The 21,124-nt window shown below is 62.3% G+C and carries 18 protein-coding genes; 15 read left to right on the forward strand and 3 right to left on the reverse strand.

The window, feature by feature from the left end; all coding sequences use genetic code 11:
* Nucleotides 1-42 precede the first annotated feature (42 nt).
* Nucleotides 43-645 (reverse strand): Crp/Fnr family transcriptional regulator, encoded by a 603-nt coding sequence (locus QM649_RS11250; RefSeq protein ID WP_415199136.1) that lies wholly within the window; start codon nucleotides 643-645, stop codon nucleotides 43-45.
* A gap of 259 nt (nucleotides 646-904) precedes the next feature.
* Between QM649_RS11250 and QM649_RS11255 the strand changes: the two genes are divergently transcribed.
* The gene (locus QM649_RS11255; RefSeq protein ID WP_415199137.1) at nucleotides 905-1,480 is read left to right on the forward strand and encodes a ferritin-like domain-containing protein; all 576 of its coding nucleotides are present in this window, start codon (nucleotides 905-907) and stop codon (nucleotides 1,478-1,480) included.
* Between the two features lie 287 nt (nucleotides 1,481-1,767).
* On the opposite strand, the gene QM649_RS11260 is transcribed toward QM649_RS11255, so the two are convergent.
* Nucleotides 1,768-2,322 carry a hypothetical protein gene (locus QM649_RS11260; protein ID WP_415199138.1) on the reverse strand — a complete coding sequence of 185 codons (555 nt, stop codon included), beginning with the start codon at nucleotides 2,320-2,322 and terminating at the stop codon, nucleotides 1,768-1,770.
* A 116-nt stretch (nucleotides 2,323-2,438) separates the two neighbouring features.
* Here QM649_RS11260 and QM649_RS11265 point away from each other — a divergent pair, with 116 nt between their 5' ends.
* Nucleotides 2,439-3,413, forward strand: coding sequence for a GNAT family N-acetyltransferase (locus QM649_RS11265; protein WP_415199139.1), 975 nt, complete (start codon nucleotides 2,439-2,441; stop codon nucleotides 3,411-3,413).
* Nucleotides 3,414-3,727: 314 nt separating this feature from the next.
* Complete coding sequence (locus QM649_RS11270; RefSeq protein ID WP_415199140.1) at nucleotides 3,728-4,159, forward strand: hypothetical protein; 432 nt, start codon at nucleotides 3,728-3,730, stop codon at nucleotides 4,157-4,159.
* Nucleotides 4,160-4,203: 44 nt separating this feature from the next.
* Here the strand turns inward: QM649_RS11270 and QM649_RS11275 are convergent, their stop codons facing one another.
* Nucleotides 4,204-4,719 carry a hypothetical protein gene (locus QM649_RS11275; RefSeq protein WP_415199141.1) on the reverse strand — a complete coding sequence of 172 codons (516 nt, stop codon included), beginning with the start codon at nucleotides 4,717-4,719 and terminating at the stop codon, nucleotides 4,204-4,206.
* A 183-nt stretch (nucleotides 4,720-4,902) separates the two neighbouring features.
* On the opposite strand from QM649_RS11275, the gene QM649_RS11280 reads away from it, so the two are divergent.
* The 12 genes from QM649_RS11280 to tssG all read left to right on the forward strand — a co-directional run bounded on the left by QM649_RS11280 (nucleotide 4,903) and on the right by tssG (nucleotide 21,123).
* Nucleotides 4,903-5,256, forward strand: a complete 354-nt coding sequence (locus tag QM649_RS11280; protein WP_415199142.1) for a hypothetical protein — start codon at nucleotides 4,903-4,905, stop codon at nucleotides 5,254-5,256.
* A gap of 5 nt (nucleotides 5,257-5,261) precedes the next feature.
* The gene (locus QM649_RS11285; protein WP_415199143.1) at nucleotides 5,262-6,506 is read left to right on the forward strand and encodes a hypothetical protein; all 1,245 of its coding nucleotides are present in this window, start codon (nucleotides 5,262-5,264) and stop codon (nucleotides 6,504-6,506) included.
* Between the two features lie 113 nt (nucleotides 6,507-6,619).
* Nucleotides 6,620-7,981, forward strand: a complete 1,362-nt coding sequence (gene tssK / locus QM649_RS11290; RefSeq protein WP_415199144.1) for a type VI secretion system baseplate subunit TssK — start codon at nucleotides 6,620-6,622, stop codon at nucleotides 7,979-7,981.
* A 91-nt stretch (nucleotides 7,982-8,072) separates the two neighbouring features.
* Nucleotides 8,073-9,329 carry a DotU family type IV/VI secretion system protein gene (locus tag QM649_RS11295; protein WP_415199145.1) on the forward strand — a complete coding sequence of 419 codons (1,257 nt, stop codon included), beginning with the start codon at nucleotides 8,073-8,075 and terminating at the stop codon, nucleotides 9,327-9,329.
* Between the two features lie 97 nt (nucleotides 9,330-9,426).
* On the forward strand, nucleotides 9,427-13,449 hold the full coding sequence (locus QM649_RS11300; protein ID WP_415199146.1) for a type VI secretion protein IcmF/TssM N-terminal domain-containing protein: 4,023 nt from the start codon (nucleotides 9,427-9,429) through the stop codon (nucleotides 13,447-13,449).
* Nucleotides 13,450-13,451: 2 nt separating this feature from the next.
* On the forward strand, nucleotides 13,452-14,552 hold the full coding sequence (gene tssA, locus QM649_RS11305) for a type VI secretion system protein TssA (protein WP_415199147.1): 1,101 nt from the start codon (nucleotides 13,452-13,454) through the stop codon (nucleotides 14,550-14,552).
* 222 nt (nucleotides 14,553-14,774) lie between these two features.
* Nucleotides 14,775-15,404: a type VI secretion system contractile sheath small subunit gene (locus QM649_RS11310; protein ID WP_415199148.1), complete on the forward strand. Its 630-nt coding sequence runs from the start codon at nucleotides 14,775-14,777 to the stop codon at nucleotides 15,402-15,404.
* A 132-nt stretch (nucleotides 15,405-15,536) separates the two neighbouring features.
* Nucleotides 15,537-17,156, forward strand: coding sequence for a type VI secretion system contractile sheath large subunit (tssC, locus tag QM649_RS11315; protein ID WP_415199149.1), 1,620 nt, complete (start codon nucleotides 15,537-15,539; stop codon nucleotides 17,154-17,156).
* A 55-nt stretch (nucleotides 17,157-17,211) separates the two neighbouring features.
* Complete coding sequence (locus QM649_RS11320) at nucleotides 17,212-17,700, forward strand: Hcp family type VI secretion system effector (protein ID WP_415199150.1); 489 nt, start codon at nucleotides 17,212-17,214, stop codon at nucleotides 17,698-17,700.
* Complete coding sequence (gene tssE / locus QM649_RS11325; RefSeq protein WP_415199151.1) at nucleotides 17,700-18,197, forward strand: type VI secretion system baseplate subunit TssE; 498 nt, start codon at nucleotides 17,700-17,702, stop codon at nucleotides 18,195-18,197. The genes QM649_RS11320 and tssE overlap by 1 nt, the downstream gene beginning before the upstream one ends.
* 14 nt (nucleotides 18,198-18,211) lie before the next feature.
* Nucleotides 18,212-20,038, forward strand: coding sequence for a type VI secretion system baseplate subunit TssF (tssF, locus tag QM649_RS11330; RefSeq protein ID WP_415199152.1), 1,827 nt, complete (start codon nucleotides 18,212-18,214; stop codon nucleotides 20,036-20,038).
* Nucleotides 20,035-21,123, forward strand: a complete 1,089-nt coding sequence (gene tssG / locus QM649_RS11335; RefSeq protein ID WP_415199153.1) for a type VI secretion system baseplate subunit TssG — start codon at nucleotides 20,035-20,037, stop codon at nucleotides 21,121-21,123. Before tssF ends, tssG begins: the two co-directional genes overlap by 4 nt.
* The last annotated feature ends 1 nt before the right edge of the window (nucleotide 21,124 follow it).

Genomic DNA, 21,124 nt, shown 5'->3' on the forward strand with positions numbered 1-21,124 from the left:
AAATATCGGAAGGTGATTCAAACGGGATCGTCTCGCTGAGATTCAGCGGCCGTCACTGGGTTTGTTTGCAAGTTCAAAGATAGATTGCAGCATCCTGCATGTGACGGGATAACACTCACAGGCGACGCCACTCAACCCTGCTCGATTGATGATTCGCACCTTGCCACGCGCGTGCTCAATCAGGCCTTTCTCCGCAAGCGCGCCTGTCACTTCCGTAACGGTCGTACGCTGCGATCCGATCATCTCGGCGAGGAACTCCTGCGTAAGTCCCTGCACGCTTTCGCCGGTGCGGTCTTGCAGCATCAGGAGCCAACGGGCCAGCCGGGCCTTGACTCCATGCAGACGATTGCAGGCCACGATCTGCGCGGCAATCAAAGCCTGATACTGCGTGTAGACCATCAGAGCTTTGCGCAGATGTTGGTCCTGAGCCTGCAGCCGAGCCATGACTTTGAAGTCGGCTCGGAGGGCGGTTCCAGCCATTTGCATGAAGCATCGCGTGGGTATGGGAAGAGAGCCGAGCAGGTGAATGCCCTGCGGAGCACCTTCTCGCCCTACGGTAGCAACTTCTACCGTTTGCCCGTTCGACATCGAGGTCACAATCGAGGCGATGCCGGAGGTCAGAAAGTGAATGTAACGCGGCTCCACATTTGGTTCTTATAGCGAAGTCCCGATAGGAAGCGGGACCCGAACCAGCTGGGAAGCGAGTGCTCGCCTCGATTCCTGCGGCAGCATGTCAAGCAAAAGATTTGAAAGTGGATAAGGCATGATCCTGCTTTGTAGAGATTTCGATTTATTGCTTGGCTGAGCAGGGTTTCTCTGCCGATGCGTCGGCAAGCCGACAGAAGGCGATCTGAGGAAACCCATCGAAGGCTTAGAAGCGACATCTGCGGGAAAGGAAACTTCGATGAGCCTTAATGAACTGCTAGTGGAAGAGTTACGCGACCTGTACAGCGCGGAGAACCAGCTAACCAAGGCGCTCCCTCGCCTTGCAAAAGGGGCAGAAGACCAGGAACTGAAAGATGGTTTCACTCAGCATCTGGAACAGACAAAAGAGCATGTGGAGCGGCTGAAACAGGTGTTCTCCATCCTTGAGGAGAAGCCCACCGGTAAGCATTGCAACGGCATGGAGGGTCTGATCGAAGAGGGGAAGGAAGCGCTGGGCGAAGAATTCGAAGGCGATGTCTATGACCTGGGCCTCATCGGCGCAGCTGCCCGAGTAGAGCACTACGAAATCGCCGGCTACACGGCCGCTATTGCGATGGCTGACGCACTGGGCCAAGGCGAGATCGTCGAACGGCTCAAGGAAACCCTGAAAGAGGAAGAAGAGACACGCGATCAGCTGGAACAGCTGCTGCACACACTGGTCGAGCGAGCGGCGGAAGAATCGGACGAAGATGAAGAGGAGGAAGAAGAGCCGGTTGTGGTGGGCGCCAGGAAATCCTCGTCATCAGGCCATACCAAGGCGAAAATCAAGCGATAAGTCGAATCTGCAAGGGACTGTCTCGCCGACCTGACTGTTTGCGAAAAGTCCCGGGACCGCCGGAAATCATTCCACCGGCGGTCTTCTCTCATAGCGCTCAGATATGCAGAATCTTGGAAGGCTGGGTCTCCGGGGCAGCGTAGGCCGAGCCGGCCCCGGGGGGAATGCTTCGCTGATTGTGCTCTGTAGACGGAGCTACGCACTCAACACCTCAGCCTCTGCATGGGCGCGATCACGTATGCGTCATCTAGCCGGTCGATCTTCCCCAATGAGCCTGCAATCCAAACTCAATCGCGATGCGATCTGGGTATGTCGCGCGGCCCCCATGGAATTATTAGTCCGCCCGGACCCGGTCTGGCCTGGGCGAAAGAGGCTTGCAAAGGGCTGGCGGCTCTACTTCCACCGGGTACATGGAAGTCTTTGGGCGTTCTATCCGTCGTTGACTGCGTGTGCGTGCCCTTGAGGATCTCCTGGTAGGAAAAGAAATGATCCATCGGCAGTCCCGCCTGTGCCGCGTGCGCGGCATCGGGGCGATAATTGCCGCTGCCGTTGCTCCACCATTTGAGCTGCCCATTGTTGAAGCAGGCCTCGCCCGCGTACAGCACCGGCTTTCCCTGGGCAAGCACGGGATGCCGATACTGCGGATGCATCAGTGTTTCACCGCCGGGCATGGTTACGAAGACATACCTTGCATTCGGCACATAATGGCTGTGTTCGCGTCCTCGGGTCAGGCGGTAATGTTCGGAGAAGTTTCGCAGCGAGAAGATCTGCTCGCGATCCACCGGCAGGGCGGCGGCGGGGTTCAGATTCGGATAGATCTTCGGTTGTCCGTGTGCTGGCATTGGCCGGAGGCGCTCCCGGTGTTTCATGCTGGAAGCTGCGCACTTAGTTTCTCATGAAATAACATGCCGGCTAACTGCGAACCGGGGTAAACTAGGCTCGCGCGGAGGAATGAGCCATGCCGCTCCCGGTATCTCGCACGTATCACGGACTTGCCGGCCTTGGAAGCTGCGTGCAAGGGCTATTTGCCTCGCGCCCCTTCTCGTTCGCGGCCGCTACATCCGGCGCCGTCCAGCGAAAGCCCGCTTCCCGTCCTGGTGTGGATTCCTTCCAGGTGGATCTGCGGCCGAAGTCCGGCGGCTGGCCGCTGCCGCGCGATGTACAGGCCAAGATGGAAGCCGCGCTCGGCGCAAACTTCTCGGATGTGCGCATCCACGTTGGACCCGAGGCCTCGTCGATCGGCGCCATCGCCTTCACCTGGGGTTCGGATATCCACTTCGCACCCGGGCAGTACAGCCCGCACACCCCGCACGGGCAGTTTCTGCTGGGGCATGAGCTAACCCACGTGGTGCAGCAGCGCGCCGGCCGCGTCGCCAACCCCTTCGGGTCGGGAGTGGCCGTGGTGCAGGACCAGGCGCTCGAGGCCGAGGCCGACAGGTTGGGTAAGATGGCATCGATGAGTCGGGCTCATGAACAGGCGGCAGTGCCGGCTACGCAGGCTCAGGAGGGCTGTGCCTCGGGCAGCTGTGGTGCGGTCCTTCGCAAGGTTGCCCTGCAACGGAAGGCCGAGGTACCGCGTTACACGGTGCGGCCGGCCATGCGTAGCGGCTCAGGCTGGCGTATCGATGTAGCGCCGTTGGGCGCCGGTCAGCCGGTTGGCTCGCTGCAGCTCACGCCTTCGCGCGATGGGCTCTTTCTTTCGAATCTGAAGGTAGAGCAGGAGCACCGACGCCATGGCATCGCCGGCCAGCTCATCGACGCGGCGCTGATGACCGCCCGCAGCAATGGCTATCGCACAGCGCAACTCGAAGCCCGCCCCGACTCTCCGGCCGACATTTCGACCGGCGCACTCGTTTCCATGTACCGCAGAATGGGCTTCAGCGCCGCTGGCATAACCAGCCGCGGAAATCCGCTCATGGAGCGGGCGGTGTAAGTGGTTGCGGACGCCGTCTACCGAAGATTGTGGAAGTGTGCATGGCTCACAGGCTGCCTGGAACACTAGGAGTACGAATAGCGTCCGGAGTTTCTCCGTTACGAACGGCTCCGCCCGCCGTCTACCGCCCGCAAGTTCTGGCTCAACCCCGGATGGCGACTCCTCCTGTGTATCGGCCCGCTCTCTTGGGCACTCCGCTTGCGCAACGAGATTTGGCAAATGGCGTTCGACTGACCGATAGGCGTCCGCCTCCTCCGGTCTACAGACCGCAGCCGGTTCTGCTTCGTTCGCCTGCCCGATTGCCGGTTTTGCCCGTGGTACAGCGCAGTCGCGATACGGTCACCCTTGATGCCACCTTCGGCCCCGTCGATCTCGGTACGCACGCCAGCCAGCAAACGACATACTCGATCGGTACGGAACATGCCGAAGATTCCGTTGTGGATCTTTTCGAAGCTATCGAGTTTCACGCTGATCTGAAAAACTTACAATTAGATACCAGTCATGTACTCAAAATTAATAACCTCACCGCTTCCCCTTGCAGCTCCACCTACGGAACCTGCAAGAAAGGGGATATGGATGGCTGCGCAGAGCGCCTTGTTGAGCTGGCTGGCAGGGGATTCAAAATAGAGGTGCATGCAGACCACTATTACCAGCCCAAAGGAGTGAGGGGGGCGAAAAGTTTATCTAAGAAGGCCTGCGAAATGATGGAGAGCGCCGGTATCAAGGTAACCGTCGACAAGAAGTAAAAGAGGCGTTTTCTCAGGTGCTTACGTATCGGTAATTATTGCTTCTAATCATCCGGACAAACCTTCAGCTTCTCCGGCGCCGGTGGCTCGGTCGATGTCGCCAAGGCCTTTGGCAACGCCTGCATCCCGTTCTCGCCCATGTTGACCGTCTGGCTGCCGGAGTCCTTCAGCTCCACGCGATGCGTGCCCGGCGTCTGGTAGCTGGCGAAGCCCAGCAGACCTTTCGTCCCGCCCGGGATGGGAACCTGGATATGGAAGACCTGACCGGGCACGAACTCCCACGTGTGGAACTGCACGTCCGCCTTCTTGCCGCTGCCGCGATAGGTGCATCGCCCCTTCGCGCCGAACCACGCCGATGCGTCCATCGCAGCGATCTGTTTTAGCAGCTTCTTATCGCGTACCGCAACGGTGTCGAAGGGCACCACGCTGGTATCGTTGGCATCCGGAGCTACGACAACTTCCAGCTGCACCACGCGGGCTTTGCCCGGTCGCGGCAGCATGCATCCGGTCAGCGAGAGGAGCGGCACGAATAACCAGGCCGCATGGGTATATCTCTTCAAGGAAAGTCCTTCCACCTATGCCATCTTGAAACTACAGCATAAGCTCACCTTGCGGAACTCATAGGTCTATTGCCCGAAAGTAATAGGAATCAAGGTAAGTATTGACCGTGGCCGGATGGGATCGGAGACTTACCGGAGACAACCCCAGCTGTTTGCTGTGAAATCTACCGGAGCCCCAAGTTCGTGACGCAATCGCCGATCCACTTAGCCGAGCTGGCCTTCCATGCCGAGAGCGGAGATACAGAGGCGCAGACCCGCTTGGGCATCCTCTTTCTGCTCGGCGAAGAGGTGCAGCAGGATCTCGAGGCAGCGCTTCGGTGGCTGGAGCAGGCAGGGGGCCATCAGGATGCCGCGCCCCTGGCCGCAGGCCTGCGCGGATACATGGCCGCGAGGCCGACGCAGCCCCGCATCGTGTCTTATATCCGCAGGTTCTGGAGCTGGAAGCTCGGGCCGCAGATGCGTCCTTCTTTCGCCGCGGCGCGCACGTTCCTTTCCGGTAGATCGAAGCCGTCCATGCCGCTCAGCGAGAGCCAGTGAGCCCCATGCGCCTGCGTCTTCATGTCCCCGCCCGCGTGTCCGGAATCTCCGCGTCAAACGCCAGTAGCCGCCTGCGCAGGGCGCTTCTGTGGTTCGGAATCTATGCCGCCGTGGTTGTCGCCTCGTTTGTGCTGCTCGTGGTCGCCTCCGCTCCAGCGGTTTTTGCCGTAGCGGTCGCCTGCGGGCTCGCCGCGCAGGGCAGCGTGCAGGGTATGCGGATCTGGTTTCTGCTTAGGGGGCGCATCCCCGCGGGCCTCGCCACATTCTCGTTTTCGCAACAAAAGATCGAAGTGCGCAGCGAAGACGCAGTGCTTGCGGCCTGGCTGCGGAACTGGCGCTGGCGGCTGGTCTCCGCATCCATAGCGGGATGCGCCTGCGTACTGGCTCTTCGTACTCCAGTTCTGAAGATAGACATGCTTCCACACGCCGTATTCCGCTTGAACTGGCTTGCTCGCGGCGTCATGGCTGCGCAGCCCGCTTTGCCGCTGCTCGCTGCTGCATTGCTGCTGTTCGTTCCCACGCCGTGGTCTGTCTGGTCGCGTCTGGCGATGCTGGCCGTACGCGCCCGCGCCGCGTCGGCAACAGCGCGTGTGCTTCCCCTGGCGGAGTTGCGCGGGCTCGAGGCCGGATCCGATGCCTTGTGGCGAGCCATCGGCGTCGAGCGGCAGTCAGAGTACCAGGCGGCTTTCGAGCGCCATCTCAGCCTGCGGCCGCATGAGGTGGTGGTGAGCCCCGAGTCGGCGCTGGCGGTGCAGTCCGTTTTGGTTACGCTCGCGCGGCAGGACCTCAATCACCTTAGCGAGGCGCTGGCCATCTGCCATGATGTGGACCTCAGTCTTGCTGCCGCGCGGACGCTGGCCGATGCCGGTCGAAACCCGGCGCAGGAGATGCGCGCGGCCGAGCTCGCCGCCGAGACCCAAACCCTCCGCATGCTGGCCGCGCAACGTCGCTGGTCAGAGTTGCGACGCCATGCCGACGAGCTGCAGGAGCGCTTCCGGCAATGCTGCAACGACCTGCGCGCGCGGATGTCTGCGTCTCCACCTGTGGTGCTCGCGGCCGGCAGTGATCCTTATCGCGTGCTCGGCATAGATGCAGATACCCCCACACCTTTAGTGCGGAAACTGCGGATGCGGCTGGCGCAGTTGTATCATCCGGATATCAGTGACGGACCGGGTAACAGTACCAAGATGGCAGAGTTAAATGCTGCCTTCGACGCAGTTATGAGAGAGCGGGATAAGAAGCCCGCCTGAATGCTGTATCTGGCACATGGCCTTGCATGCAAAGGAAGGCCGGCCTTATAACTTCCTCCTCAGACCAAAGAGAAGCGGATTCGTGGCGAAGCTGTGTTGTGATGGAGATTTGCGTGACGACGAAGCTGTTAGACCTGCCTGAGTTGATCGAGTGGCACGAGGGGATGCTGCTGACCCCGCAGCATTTTCAGCAGATGGCGGAGCGGGGAGAGCGGCTCCCGTACTTCCTCTCCGTGCAGACGGCGCCCTATGCCTGGGGCGTCATCCAGTTGAAGATCGACGAGGCCGCCCTGGGCGGCGGCATGCTGCGCATCCTGAACGTGGAAGCCGTGATGCCGGACGGTCTGCTGGTGGCAGGCGGCAGCGATTACGGCATGAGCCTCGAGCTCGATCTGCAGAAGCTCGAAGAGAATCCGGCGCGCATCTTTCTCACCGTGCCGCGCGAGGCGGCGGTCTACCAGCGTGGCGAGTACAGCCGCTATGAGGCCATCCTCGATCGCGCCGATGTAGCGGAGGACGAGGTCTCGAGCGCATCACCCGCGGTGATTCCACGCATCCGGCCCCGGCTGCGGCTCAGCGCTACCAGGGCGGATCTCGGCGGCCTGACGGCGATGCCGATCCTCGAATTCAGCGCGGATGGAACCGTGCTCACGCGTACCGATTATGTCGCCCCGCTGCTTCGTGTGCGAGCCGGCTCGCCCGTGGCTGCACTATGTGGCCGGGTGCGCAAGGCACTGCGGGAGATGGCGACAAACCTTGCCGGAAGACTACGCCCGGGCAGCACCAACAGCGATTCACTCACTGTGCATCAGTTGCAGTGGCTGGTCGCCGCGCTGCCGCCATTCGAGTCCCTGCTCGAAAGCGACCTGGCTCATCCTTACGCGTTCTATCTCGCGCTTACGTCCATCGCGGGCAGCGTGGCCTTTCTGAGTCATGCCCGCGTGCCCCCCATCTTTCCCGCCTATGACCATGACGATCTGCTGCGCAGCTTTCAGGAGGTAGCCCAGTTCATCCGGCTCGCTCTCTCCGAGGGGCTGGTAGAGAACTGGAACGGCAGAAGCTTCGCGCTGGTGAGCGTGGAAGGAGAACGCAGGGACGCAGCCTACGAGCTCGGTCCGACGCTCGAGCAGGCCTTCGGTGCGGATACGGATTTCTCCTCGAATTATTTCGGGATGGTCGTCGTGCTGCCGCCGGGAGTGGCCCCCGACACGATGACCGAGTGGGGAGAGTCGTGTCTGCTCGCCTCGGAGGATGCCATCGCCGACCTCGAGCTGAGCCGCAGCCAGGGCGCGCGCTGCGAACGCGTCGATTTCCTGGAAGACCTGATCGCCGCGCCTGGCTCGCTGCTCTTCCGCGTGAAGAACGACACGCATTGGATTGATCCGCGCCGAAAGCTGGTGTTGAAGCCGGCCCGGCAGGAGCGGCGCAATCCCGAATCCGTGACGCTCTTTCTCAAAAGGCGTTCTGCACACTGACACGCAAGGCGGACGGAGCGGAGCGAGCGATGCCAGAACGAAATCAGAGCAGCTACCCTTACTGCGGCAGTTCCGCGAGTTCTACGCGGAGGTGGCGCGGCTGCGCCGCATGGTGGAAGAGCAGGCTGGCGACACCATCCGCCCGGCCGTTATGCCGCAGCCGGTAGCGGCAGGAGCCGCCGCGCTTGAAGCCGATCTCCGGTATCCCGATGTTTTGGGAAGGGAGGGGAAGTCCATCGAGCTTCTGGTCTGGAATGAGATCGCGCGCTATCTGGATCAGAAGATGTACGAGGTCCGGGCCGCGACCAGCTCTTTCTTTCACGATCTGCAGGAGGAGCTGGTCTATCTCATGGCAGCCTTCGCCGATGAGACCTTCGTTTGCCTGCTCGCGTGGTCTGGAAAGGACTACTGGGCCTCGCATCTGATGGAGCAGAGGCTCTTTCGCACGCAGGTCGCAGGCCAGGAGATCTATCGCCGGATGGACGCACTGCTGGCGCGCCAGGACTTCGGGGCCGAAGAGCTGACGATGGTCTATCTTACCGTCCTCGCGCTGGGCTTTCGCGGTCGCTTCCTGCGCGATCCTGCCGCGGTCGATGCCTATCGCAAGCGGCTCTACGACCGGCTGCTGCTGACCAATCCGGATCTGCGGCGGCAAAGTCCCCGGCTCTTTCCGGAGGCCTATCAGCACACCATTGTTGAGGGAGCGCCCGTGCGACTTCCCGAGCCGAGGCGATGGTGGCTCACGGCAGCCGCGGTGGTAGGCGCATGGCTGGTGCTCTCCTCCGTCGCCTGGTTTATGCTGACGCATTCCACGCAGGAGCTGATCGCCACCACCGCACAGTCCTTGCAGCGGATCGCCACCGAGCAGGCGCTGGCCGCGGGCGGCTCCGGCAAGTGGCGGGTTGCAGCCGCTCCTCCGCAGGAAAACGGCTTTCTCCTCAAGGTGCCGCCTCGCCGTGCCTCGGACCGCGACGTAGGCAGGCCCACTACCGTGCTGGTCGGCGTACGGGGAGTGAACGGTGCCAGTCCGGGCTCGGCCGCGAGCCTGCGGAACTGGCTCTCGCACGGCACAGTCCGTCTCACGCATGCCACCGACGGCGCCGCGCCGGAGAGCATCCCGGTCACCGCCGTCACCCTCGCCGAAGCGCCTCCCGACGGCATCGCCGACGCGGGAGCCGCGCAGTATTTTCTCCTCGATCTGCCGCCCGATCAGCTTGAAGCCGGCCCGCAGCTCAGCTTCCCCGCAGCCAGCAGCTTCGGGCTCGAAGTCGGTTCCGTAATGCTCGTGACGCCGGACATCTCAGGCGCTGGCGATCGTCCGGATGCCGATGGGACGGGGACGCCATGACGCAGAGCATGAGGCAAATCCTGACGCGAGTAATTCATCACGAGCCCACGAGTTCCCGCCGCCGGAGCCATCAGCAAGGAAAGCAGTGCCATCAGCAATGAAATTATGGTTCGACAACCCGGTGCTGCTGATCGTGCTCCTGCTCGTGGTCATCCTGATCGCGCTCATTCTCATCGCGCTCGCGGTCTATCTCGTAAGCCGATCGCGGAAAGAGGAGCAGGAGGGCGAGGAGCCGGCTGAAAAGCCCCAGCTGCTGCCGCAGTGGATGCTCGGTGCCTCCGCGCCCGGCATGCGGGAGAGCTTTCGCGGTTTCCTGCGTAGCTTCCGCCTCCGTCTGCCCGGCTGGGCGGCAAGAGACCAGGTGCCCTGGTTTCTCCTGGTCGGCGAGCAGGGCTCCGGTAAGTCCTCCGTGGCCGATGCCTTATCCGAGTCGGCCTCTGTCCTCGGAAACGAAGCCGATGCCTCGGGCTACGCGCCGCGATGGCTTCTGTTCGATGAGGCGGTGCTGATCGATCTGCCCGGGCGATCGTTTCTTGGTGGAGAAGACCCCGTCGCCGAAAAGGCCGCGCCATCGCGGATGAAGCGCTTCTTCGGCGCCCGCGCCGAGAGCGCGGAAGATACATGGAGGAGCTTCCTCCGGCTGGCAGCTCGTTCCCGTCCGCGGCAGCCCCTGCACGGCATCGTGTTGACCGTCCCAGCCTCTGAGCTGCTTCGCTCCGGCGACGCCGAGCATCTCCCCGCGATATTGCGGAACACTGAGCTGGCCCATCGCCTCGACGATGTGCAGCACCTGCTGGGCCTCAGCCTGCCGGTCTATGTCCTGGTCACGAAGTGCGACGAAGTGGAGGGCTTCGGCAGCTTTTCGCGAGGCCTGCTCACCGCTGCGCTGGCGAAGCACGGCGCGGCTGAAGATGTCGCCGACGACATCCTCGGCTGGTCGAACCCCTACTCTCTCGAGAGCGCCTTTACTTCCGAATGGGTTGACGAGGCCTTCGACTCCACTGTGGAGGCGCTTCTGCGGCACCAGCTGGAGATGCTGGCCGAGAGCTCCACTGCCTCCGATGCCGACGGCGTCATTCTCTTTCCCGCGGAGCTGCGCAGGCTGCAGGCGCCGCTGCGCGCGTTGATCGAGCGTACCTTCCGTCCGACTGCCTACCACTCCTCGCACCGGCTGCGCGGCATCTACTTCTGCGGCCGCGAGGACGCAGCGCTGTCTCATTCGGAAACGAACCTGAACTCCACCGCGAGCCAGCCTCGCCTGCTCTACGTCCGCAATCTCTTCCAGCAGAAAATTTTTGCCGAGCGCTTCCTCGCCTTCGCCGAACGTCGCGGATTCTTCTCGACCAACCGCTCGGTGCTTGCCGCGAAGATCCTGTCCTGCGCTCTCGCTCTACTCTTCCTGATGATCACCCTGCACGCGTGGCGCCGCATCGGCAACTTGCAGACGGACCGCATCCAGCCGGTGCTGCAATCGCTCTCGACCAGCCTTGAGAGCGTCGCCGTCTCCGCGCAGGAAGATCCGACCTCTGCCGCCGAAGTCATCAACGCGCTCGGCGCCGTGCATGAGCCTGAGTACTACGCTGTCGCCATGCCTGTCTCCTATCTCGATGTCGACGGGCTGCACCGTAACCTGAATGAAGTCCTGGAGCGCAGCTTCGGAGTCGTCATCCTGCGCTCCAGCCGCTTCATGCTCGAGGCGAAGATCCACGATCTGGTCAACTCCATCCCTGCGGTTGCGCGGAACGGCGTGCTCGACCCAACCGCGTACCCCGCGGGCGATTCCTGGTCTTCGGCTGCTTCCTACGGCGAGTTGGATCACTATCTCGACGCGATTACGGCGCTCGATGCGAATATTCAGCGCTATCAGCAGATCAGCGGAGCAGGCTCGGGCAGCTTCACGCAACTCAACGAGCTGCTGCGCTACCTGCACGGGCCCAGCTTTCCCGACATTAGTCGCTACTCCCACGATCAGGCCTACATGCGCCTGTTGTTTGACGCAAGCTGGCAGCCGCTCGAACTGCCACCGGGACTCAATGCCGAAATCGCCGCGGGCGCGCATGCCCGCATCACTCAGTTCTACAGTCGCTGGCTCGACGAAAATCCTCTGCTCACAGAGGTCACGGGCCTCGCCGGCACGGGGGGCCTGGGTGCTCTTTCGACGGCAGGCGCGAATCTGTCGAACGAGCAGCTGCGCTCCGTGGTGAGCCGTGTACACGCCCTCGATACCCAGCTGCGCGCCGGAGGATACGACTGGCTGGACATGGACTTCAACCGGCAGCTGTATCCAGCCCTCGGTTCGAAGCTCGACGCCATGCCCTTTGCCGACAGCACATTCATCGGCGCCGTGAACCGTGAGGGCGTGGCTCGTCTCTCGGCTCTGCGCGCAGGCTTGTCCACAACCCCGGCAGTGCTCGACTTCGAGCAGGGCCGGGTGCAGGTCGCTGGCCCTGTGCTCGCGCTCGGCTCGGTGCTCGACGCGCTGCTCGGTTACGACTTCATGGCGGATAACTATGCCAGCGCCACCGGCGACGGCGGCTGCCAGCTCATTCCTCCGGGGAACATCTGGAACCAAGACAAGCTCACCCAGGCCGTGCAGTTACACGCCTTGCGAAACACTGCCCGTGATGAGGTGCTTCAGGCGCTGCCCGGTGAATATCAGGCCTCTGTGCAGTCGCTTGCTGACCGCCGTGCGGCGAATGCCATCTGGGCGCAGGTGAGCGATGCCGCATCCGCCAACCCCGCGGCCGGTGACAGGCAGGAGGCCCTCGAGACCGAGCTGAAGAACTTCAGCCAGTCGCTCGACCCGCTGAAGCAGATCGGCGATTCGCTCACCGCGTTGCGCGCCTCGTCTGAGGCCTCGTGCCTTAACCGTTCGTTGGTCCGCCAGGCCAGCTCCATGCTCATCCGGATCAACGCGCAGTTGCCTGCGCTCTACGCCCACGCTGCGCCGGTTATAGGCGCTGGAAACCAGCCGGTCTCGCAATGGCTTTACGGTGTGGGCTCTTCGGACGATCTCGCCTCCTATCTTGAAGCCGAGAGGCAGAACATCGAGACGCTCGCCGCACAGGCCGCGCCGCTGGTGCAATGGCTGCGAGCCTCCGGCGCTCACTCCGCGGCCCTCAACCGCTGGCGTAACATCGCGCAGGATGTCGACGCCCTGAAGGCGCAGAAGCCCGGCAATCCCATCCAGCTACTCGAGAGCTTCATCACCACCGATCTCGACAAAATCACCCCCGAGGCCGGCTGTCGGAGCATCGGCAGCGGTCGCAGCGCCGACGTCTTTCTGAGCGTGCGCACGCAGCTTGCGGCCATCGTCGTGGCGCACTGCCATGACGTGGCCATCGCGCGCTACAACAACCTCGCCGCCGGATTCAATCAGACGCTGGCCGGCCGCTTCCCCTTCTCCGCGCTGCTCGATACGCGCAGCGGAGCCGAGGCCGATCCTGCGGACGTAGCGCGCTTTTATCAGGCTGTGGACAGCGACGCTCCCGGACTGGCAGCGGTATTGCCCGCGGTGGTGCGCAATCCGGATGAGGTGGAGTCCTTTCTTGCCGCCATCGCCGCGGTCCGTCCGCTGGTGGTTGCGCCGTCAAAAGACCTCACACCCGAGCTTGGCGTCAGCGTGCAGTTCCGCACGAACCGCGGTGTGGAAACCTACGGAGACCGCATCGCCGAATGGCGTCTACAGGTAGGCCAGCAGGTCTCGGCTGCGCCCCCCAATGACGGTGCGTTGCTGGCCTGGCATCTGGGTGACCCCGTAAACCTGGAGTTGCGTTACGCTAATAACTCGCCGCAGAGCCCTTCCACTGTGAACCCTTCTCCGGCAGCCAGCGTGCAGGGGCTCACCGTCAGCTATCGCTACGCCGATCCCTGGTCATTGCTGGCGTTGCTGGCCGATCATCGTGCCACCACCCCGGCCGCCTCGCGCGATCAGTACGTGGCCGTGATTCCAAACCAGCCCGAGGCTGGCGGCCGCGCGACCATGAAGACCGTCGTCTACTTCCAGGTGGATCTGTTGCCTCCCGGCGCAAAACCCGGAGGCGCCACGCTGCCTGTGCCGGTCTTCCCCTTTCGTGCGCCCCTCACGGCGCTCAAATCCACCCCCGCGAGCGGAGACTGACGATGAGCCGATGGATAGAGCAGCCGGAGAGCACGCTGGCGTTGTTGCTGGAGCCGATTCCGGGCGAGCGGCCCTGCGGCGAGTGGCTGCGGTATGAGGGCGTCTATGAGCAGGTGCGAGAGGCCCGCCGCGAGGACGATGCCGCATTGCCCCAGGGCGTATGGCAGAGTGAGCTGAAACGTGCCGACTGGCCGGCGGTCGAGGCTCTCTGTGCCGGTGCGCTGCAGTCGCGAAGCAAGGATCTCTATCTTGCCGCCTGGCTGCTCGAAGCCTGGGTACAGCTCGATGGCTTCGCCGGTGCTCTTCGCGGACTCGAGCTGGTCCATGGGCTCTGCGCCGCATTCTGGGACTCGATCTATCCGGCACTCTCGGATGACCTGGACGCGCGCCTCGCGCCCATCCAGTGGATCAACGACAAGCTCCCGCGCCGTCTCCGCCTGGTGCCACTCACTCGTCCAGGCATGGAGAACATCGCCTCTTACTCGCTTACCGATTGGGACGCCGCGCTGCGCAATCCGAGCGGTAGCGCGGCGCGGCCCGGTGTGACCCTGGCCGCCATTCAGCAGAGCGCCGTGCTCACCGGACGCTCATGGATTCTCACCCTGCATCGGCTGGTGGCGGCATCGCTCGACAGGGAACGCGATTTCGATGCGCTGCTCGACGAAAAAGCAGGCAGGCTTTCACCCGGCCTGCTGCAGTTGCAGAACGAGCTGCTGGCGATTCTGCAGCTACTCGAGTCGCTCGTCGACTCCGCACATGAGGATACGCTTCCGGACCTGAAGCACAAAGACTTATACAGCGAAGAGAACTCCGCGGATGATATCAATGCGTTGGCGATAAGTGAGGAAAGCGATCAGGGGGCGGTGATGATAGCGAATCCCGGTGGCAGAATCAGGAGCCGTGCCGAGGCGTATCAGCTTCTCGAGGAGATAGCGGCCTATCTTCATCGTGTGGATCCACACAGTCCGACGCCATATCTGATATCACGTGCGGTTACCTGGGGAAGGATGCCGTTTGACGAGCTTCTCTCCGAGTTAGTGCGTGAAAACGGCGACCTTGCGAGTATCTTTCAGCTGCTTGGTCTTTCGCGGGACTCGAAATGAAACACAGTCGGTGGACAAAATACAAAACTCAAATTAATAGTAGTATTCAGTTTCCGTTTTAAGTAGACTGCAATCCGCTTAGAGACTTACCTGCGTGCTGGCTTTGTGCAGATTTAGTCGACACATAATATAGATAGTGCACTTCCTTGTATCTTTCGTTCCTTGGTGACTTTCGTTCCCCCAGCGCAAGTAGCAGTCCGATGAGCAGATCAGGGGATATCTATGTCAGAGAGCATTCAGCACAAGCTGGATCGTGTGCGCCCGCCCAGGGTGCAGATTACCTATGATGTACAGATCGGCGACGCGATCGAGGTGAAGGAGCTGCCTCTGGTCGTAGGCGTGCTCGCGGATCTTTCCGGACAGTTGCCCGAGGGCGCCGTCCAGCCGAAGCTGCGCGACCGGCAGTTTGTCGAAATTGATCGCGACTCTTTCCGCGAAGTCTTTTCAAAGATCAATCCTCACTCCACCTTCACGGTCGAAAACGTGATGCGGCTGAAGGGCAAGGACGCAGTCGATGCGCCCCGGCTTCCGGTCTCGGTGAATGCCGAAGCCACGCCGAAGCTCGACAGCGCCCGTCCGCTGGATGCGCTGTTGCAGAACCTGCAGAGCGACGATCCGCTGTACATGTTTCACCCTCTCTGGTTGATCCGGCATACGCCCGAACTCAATACGCTCTTTGAGGCGCGCAGCCGGCTCAGCGACCTGCTCAGCAAGCTCGACGGCAACGACAAGCTCGAAGAGGAGCTGAAGAGCGCCGCCGCCTCTCCGGACAAGCCGAAAGAGCTGACGCTGGACGCTGCCAGTTACCCGCAGCCGAAGGATCCGAAGCAGCTCTCGGCGCCAGAGAACTGACGCTGACGAATTGCGGCTGATGGCCTGGTCCCTCAGCCGGTGCCCCGAACGGCCATTCTACTCAGGATGGCCACGCTGTCCTCGACAGGGCAGGCGCAGGGAGCGTCGTGCGCTCCCGGTAAGGAGAATGCAATGCCGGAACCAACTGCAGAACCGAACAGTGATTTTCTCTCGAACGTCGTAGTCCAGGGTGGCATGGTGCGGGTCGACACCGAAGGCAAGTCCGGCCCCGAGCTGGAGCGCCTCAAGGCCATCCAGGAAGAGCGCACGAAGGATGCCGAGAACCTCGTCCGCGAGTTCCTCGAGCAGGTCTCCTTCGACCCCTATTACAAGGCCGCGCTGAGCTCCTGGTACGAGGATCCCGAAGCCGCGCTGGCTGAACGATATCCTGACCAGCCCGGCCTCGCCGCGCGCATCCGCAAGGTTCTCGAAGGCGATACCACCGATATCGTCATCGCCATCAAGACGCGCATCGCGCAGATCGACGAACTGCTGCAGATGCAGCTCGATCGCGTCCTGCACAATCCCGATTTCCAGAAGCTCGAAGCCTCGTGGCGCGGGCTGCATTACCTCGTCGATAAGTCCGAGACCGGCACGCACCTCAAGATCCGCCTGCTGAATGCAAGCAAGGCCGATCTGGTGAAGGACATCGAGAGCGCGGTGGAGTTCGACCAGAGCGCGCTCTTCAAGCAGATCTATGAAGCCGAGTATGGCACCTACGGCGGCAATCCCTTCAGCGTGCTCATCGGCGATTACGACTTCGGCCGCGATCCGCAGGATGTAGCCACGCTCGCGGGCATCAGCGGCGTGGCGGCCGCGGCACACGCGCCCTTCATCGCTGCGGCCAGCCCGGAACTCTTCGACTGGAAGAGCTACACCGAGCTGAGCACCCCGCGCGACCTCGCCAAGATCTTTGAGACGGCAGAGATGATCAAGTGGCGCTCGTTCCGCGAAAGTGAAGACTCGCGCTACGTCACTCTGACCCTGCCGCGCGTCATGATGCGCTATCCCTATGGCCCCAAGACCAAGCCGGTCGATGGGCTGAACTACACGGAACGCCTTGATGGCAGGGCTGAGAGCCACGACAGCTACCTCTGGGGCAATCCCGCGTATGCGCTGGGCGCGCGCATCACCGATGCCTTCGCGAAGTACCGCTGGTGTGCGGCCATTCGCGGCGCTGAAGGCGGTGGCATGGTCTCCGACCTGCCGATCTATACCTTCAAGACCGACAACGGCGACATCACCTTCAAGTGCCCGACAGAGACCTCGATCACCGATCGCCGCGAGAAGGAGCTCAACGACCTCGGCTTCCTCGCGCTCTGCCACTGCAAGGGTACCGATTACGCCACCTTCTTCGGCGGACAGACCACGAACAAGCCGAAGAAATATAACCTCAGCTCAGCGAACCGCAACGCCAACATCTCTTCGATGCTGCCCTACATCCTGGCCTCGTCGCGCTTCGCGCACTATCTCAAGGTGATGATGCGCGACAAGATCGGCTCCTTCATGACGAAGGAAAACGTCGCGAACTTCCTGAATACTTGGATCTCGCAGTACGTGCTGCTGACCGACGATGCGCCGCAATCCGTGAAAGCCCGCTATCCGCTGCGCGAGGCGCGCGTGGACGTGAGCGAATTTGCCGACAAGGTGGGAGCCTACAAGGCGATCGCCTTCCTGAAGCCGCACTTCCAGCTGGATGAACTCACCGTCTCGCTGCGCCTGGTGGCGGAGCTGCCGCCCCCGGCGAAGTAGTCAGCGCCGGATCATCCAGTTGAACTCTCGGCCCTAACCTCTCAGGAGAACTGCAATGGATGTACTCATTCTTGACTGCGGCAGCGCGATTACCGGGGAATGTGCTCTCACGAATTATGTGGGAAAGATCGAGCTGTTGTCCTATAGTCACGGCGTCGCGCAACAGATCACCGGCGACCAGAGCAATACCAAGCGCACCTCCGGCAAGCCTAACCACCAGGACTTTACCGTAACGAAGTACATGGACCTTGCCACCTGCAACCTGATCAGCAACTGCAACACCGCGACGCCGCTGCCGACAGTGACGATCACGGTGGGGCAGAACGACAACGGCAACGTCACCGCTACCTGGGTCTACACGCTGACCAACGCCCTCATCTCATCGGTCTCCGTAGGCGGCGGCGGTGGTGGCAAACCGCAGGAGACGGTGACCTTCAACTACACTGCGATCAGCTGGACGTATAAGCAGCAGGTAGGCACCGCATCCACCGATCCGGGAAATAACTCCACCACCTGGAACCTCGCCACCAACGCGGCTACCTAATGCGGCCAAGGCTGGTTGAGGGCTCCGCGGTTCCATTGTTCGACCGCTTTGCCGAAGAGCTCGACGACGTTCGCGTCGTCGAGCCCTATCGCATGCACAACGGTTCACTGCTGCTCGAGTCCATCCAGAAAGAGCTCTCGGATCTCCTGAATACGCGGCTTCCACCGCGCCGGCCTCCGGCCGTGGCCTGGCAGCCGACTTCGGAGCCACAGACCGTGCTCGATTACGGCGTGCCCGCCTTCTCATCGCTGAGCAGCGGCAGGTTCGTTGATGTGCAACTGCTGCAGGAGGCCATCCTCGCCAAGATTCGCTCCTTCGAGCCGCGCCTCGAGGATCTGTCGCTCGACCTGCATGCCGACCCCGAAGATCCGGCCGCCATGCTCGGTATATTGCGCGGCATGATCCGGCTCGGAAGCATCCGTCAGCCTGTTTGTTTTCCCGTAAGCCTGCGAGATCACGGAGAAGAAGCCACCATCTCGCTCCCCGAACCGGAGTAAGAGAGCTGTCCCCCATGCGTACCGAAGAAGATTTCCTTCGCTACTATTTCGATGAGCTCAGCTATCTTCGCGACGCCGGCCGCGATTTCGCGCGGGAGCATCCCAAGGTCGCCGCGCGGCTCGACATGCCGCATGGAGAAACGGCCGACCCGCACGTCGAGCGGCTGATCGAGTCCTTTGCTTTTCTCACTGCCCGCCTGCAGCGGAAGATGCATGCCGAATTTCCCACTATTACCACCGCGCTTCTCGGTTCGCTCTATCCGCAGCTTGTGCAGCCGCTGCCTCCCATGGCCATCGCGCAGTTCGATGTAGGGGCCACCATTAAGGGGCTCACCGAGGGATTCCGGATTCCCCGCGGAACCCGCCTCTTCGCGCAGGAAAAGAGCGGCCTCACCTGCAGGTTCCAGACCTGTTACCAGAGCACGCTCTGGCCGGTGACGGTCGTAGAGGCTGCCTTTGAGCAGGCCGTGCACCATCGCCTGCCCGCGAACGGCCCCGTGTTGCGCATTCGCCTTCACGCCCGCGAAGACCTGCTGCGCAATCCGGATTTCCTCCCCAGCCTGCGCTTCTTTCTCGATGGGCCGCCTGAGCTGACCGGTACGCTCTACGAGATTCTTTTCGCCAATGCCACGGACATTTACCTTGCCGACAGCAGCGATCCGAGGCCGGTCTCTATCGGACTCTCCGCGCTCCAGTCCGTCGGTTTCGACCCCGAGCACGAGGTCTTGCCATACCCCTCGCATGCGTTGCCCGGCTATCGCCTGTTGCAGGAGTACTTCAGCTTCCCGCAGAAGTTCCTCTTCTTCGAGGTGGATCGCCTTGCCATGCGCCGCTGTGCGAGCGCCACAGCAGCCCCGTCCGGCTTCCTCGATCTGATCTTCGTGCTGAAGGAACTGCCCCAGCCTGAGCCTGCGATCGGCGCGCGCAACTTCCGCCTCGGCTGCACGCCCATTCGCAATCTCTTTTCGAAGACCACCGAGCCCATCCGCCTCAACCACCTGCAGCTCGAGTACCGGTTGATCTCCGACGTGCGGCGCGAGGCTTCCACCGAGATCCACTCCATTGAGCGCGTCTCCGGTTCACCCAATCCGGCCGAGCGCTCGCGCTCCTACGAGCCGTTCTTCTCCTTTCGCAATGGCGTCTCACGAGATGCCGCGCAGCCATCCTCCGCTTTCTGGATGGCGCGTCGTGTACGCTCCGACCGTGCCGACCTTCCCGGTACGGACATCTATCTCTCATTCCTCGATCCCGCTTTCAACCCCGCGCAGCCGGCGGATGAAACCGTCTTCGCTCACGCGCTCTGCACCAATCGCTGGCTGGCCAGCGAGCTGCCCGACCACGCCGAGCTGAACATCGAGGAGACAACGCCGGTGCTACGCATCGCCTGCCTAACCAAGCCCACGCTCCCGGTTTACCCGCCGCTGGAAGGCGCATCGCTCTGGCGCCTGGTCTCGAGCCTCACCCTGCACTCCTCCACGCTGATGGAAGGCGAAGGTGGACTGCACGCGCTCCGCGAGATTCTCCGCCTCTACTCCTTCACCGGCCACACCTCCGCGCAGCAGGAGATAGACGGCATCAGCAGGATGCAGGCGAGCCGCATCCTGCGCCGCGTAGGACCGCAGGCCTGGCGCGGCTTCCGCCGAGGCATCGAGGTCGATTTTAGTTTCGACCCCATGCAGTACAAGGCCGGCAGTGCGCTGCTGCTGGCCTCGGTGCTGCGGCATTTCCTTCGCCTTTATGGTTCCGTGAATACCTTCACGCAACTGGTCGCGCGGCGCAGCAGTGTCGAGGGCGAATGGAAGCGTTGGGCGCCACTCGAAGGCGCACGGGAGGCGCTGTGACGCCGCTCGAGGGCGCAGGCCTGCTGGCCGCAGAAGAGGCCCCGCAGCTCGATGCGCGCTGGGGCGCGAGGTCGTCCGCGAAGGATCGTCTCTTCGCCGATGCCTCCGGGTTCGACTTCTACCAGGCGGTGAAAATCCTCGAGGTGCTGCATCGCATCTCCGGCGATGGCCGTTCCCATCGCGAGCCGGTACGCTTCCGCTCGCGCATGGCTCTTGAATTCCCCGGCTCCGACATCGAAAGAGTTACGGTCGGTGCACATGAATATGCCGTGCCCGAAATGCTCGTGAACTTCATGGGGCTGGCCGGCGCGCACGCCCCTCTGCCCGCGGCGTATACAGCGCAATTGCTCCGCGACCGGCCCAACACAAAACCGAGCGCGCTGCGCGACTTTCTCGATATCTTCAACCACCGCCTCATCGCGCTGCTGTATGCCATCCACCGGATGCATCATCCCGAGCTCATCGCCGGCTCGCCGGATGAGGGCCTCGGCGCAAATCACCTCTACGCCGTCATGGGACTCGGCCGCGATCCCGGCTCGGCCTCACGGCATCGCCTTCGCATGCCGGACCGCGCGCTGCTGTTCTATGCGGGCATCTTCGCGCATCGCCCGCATTCGGCCAGCGGCCTCGCCACCATCCTGCGCGATTATTTCCAGGTCGAGGTTGCCATCGAGGAGTTTGCCGGTGAGTGGCTCCCGCTCGCCGAAGACCAGTGGACCCGCATCGGCGCAGATCAGGGCAGGAACCAGATGCTGGGTGATGGCGCCATCCTCGGCCGCCGTGTCTGGGACGAGCACGCTGGCATCCACATCCGCCTCGGCCCATTAGGCCTGAAGCGTTTCGAGAGCTTCCTCCCGCATGGTGAGGCGCACAGCGCGCTTTACGATCTCACTCGCTTCTATCTTGGTGACGAGATCGATTTTCGCTTCATCCTGCAGCTCCGGCAGGATGAGATTCCGCACGCATCGGCGCTCGGCAATGAAGGCCCTGGAGTGCGCCGTGCAAGCCTTGGCAGACTTTCCTGGCTCAGGCCACAGGATGATGTTGTCCCTGTCCATGAACAGGGTGCTGCGGGAGAACGCTGAA

Source organism: Silvibacterium sp. (assembly GCF_047605705.1).
GTDB lineage: Bacteria > Acidobacteriota > Terriglobia > Terriglobales > Acidobacteriaceae > Silvibacterium.

What these genes read in the sequence shown, in the direction of transcription:
- QM649_RS11255 (WP_415199137.1), top strand. Translation starts at nt 905, where the DNA reads ATGAGCCTTAATGAACTGCTAGTGGAAGAGTTACGCGACCTGTACAGC.
- QM649_RS11260 (WP_415199138.1), bottom strand. Translation starts at nt 2,322, where the DNA reads ATGCCAGCACACGGACAACCGAAGATCTATCCGAATCTGAACCCCGCC.
- QM649_RS11265 (WP_415199139.1), top strand. Translation starts at nt 2,439, where the DNA reads ATGCCGCTCCCGGTATCTCGCACGTATCACGGACTTGCCGGCCTTGGA.
- QM649_RS11285 (WP_415199143.1), top strand. Translation starts at nt 5,262, where the DNA reads ATGCGCCTGCGTCTTCATGTCCCCGCCCGCGTGTCCGGAATCTCCGCG.
- QM649_RS11300 (WP_415199146.1), top strand. Translation starts at nt 9,427, where the DNA reads ATGAAATTATGGTTCGACAACCCGGTGCTGCTGATCGTGCTCCTGCTC.
- tssA (WP_415199147.1), top strand. Translation starts at nt 13,452, where the DNA reads ATGAGCCGATGGATAGAGCAGCCGGAGAGCACGCTGGCGTTGTTGCTG.
- QM649_RS11310 (WP_415199148.1), top strand. Translation starts at nt 14,775, where the DNA reads ATGTCAGAGAGCATTCAGCACAAGCTGGATCGTGTGCGCCCGCCCAGG.
- tssC (WP_415199149.1), top strand. Translation starts at nt 15,537, where the DNA reads ATGCCGGAACCAACTGCAGAACCGAACAGTGATTTTCTCTCGAACGTC.
- QM649_RS11320 (WP_415199150.1), top strand. Translation starts at nt 17,212, where the DNA reads ATGGATGTACTCATTCTTGACTGCGGCAGCGCGATTACCGGGGAATGT.
- tssE (WP_415199151.1), top strand. Translation starts at nt 17,700, where the DNA reads ATGCGGCCAAGGCTGGTTGAGGGCTCCGCGGTTCCATTGTTCGACCGC.
- tssF (WP_415199152.1), top strand. Translation starts at nt 18,212, where the DNA reads ATGCGTACCGAAGAAGATTTCCTTCGCTACTATTTCGATGAGCTCAGC.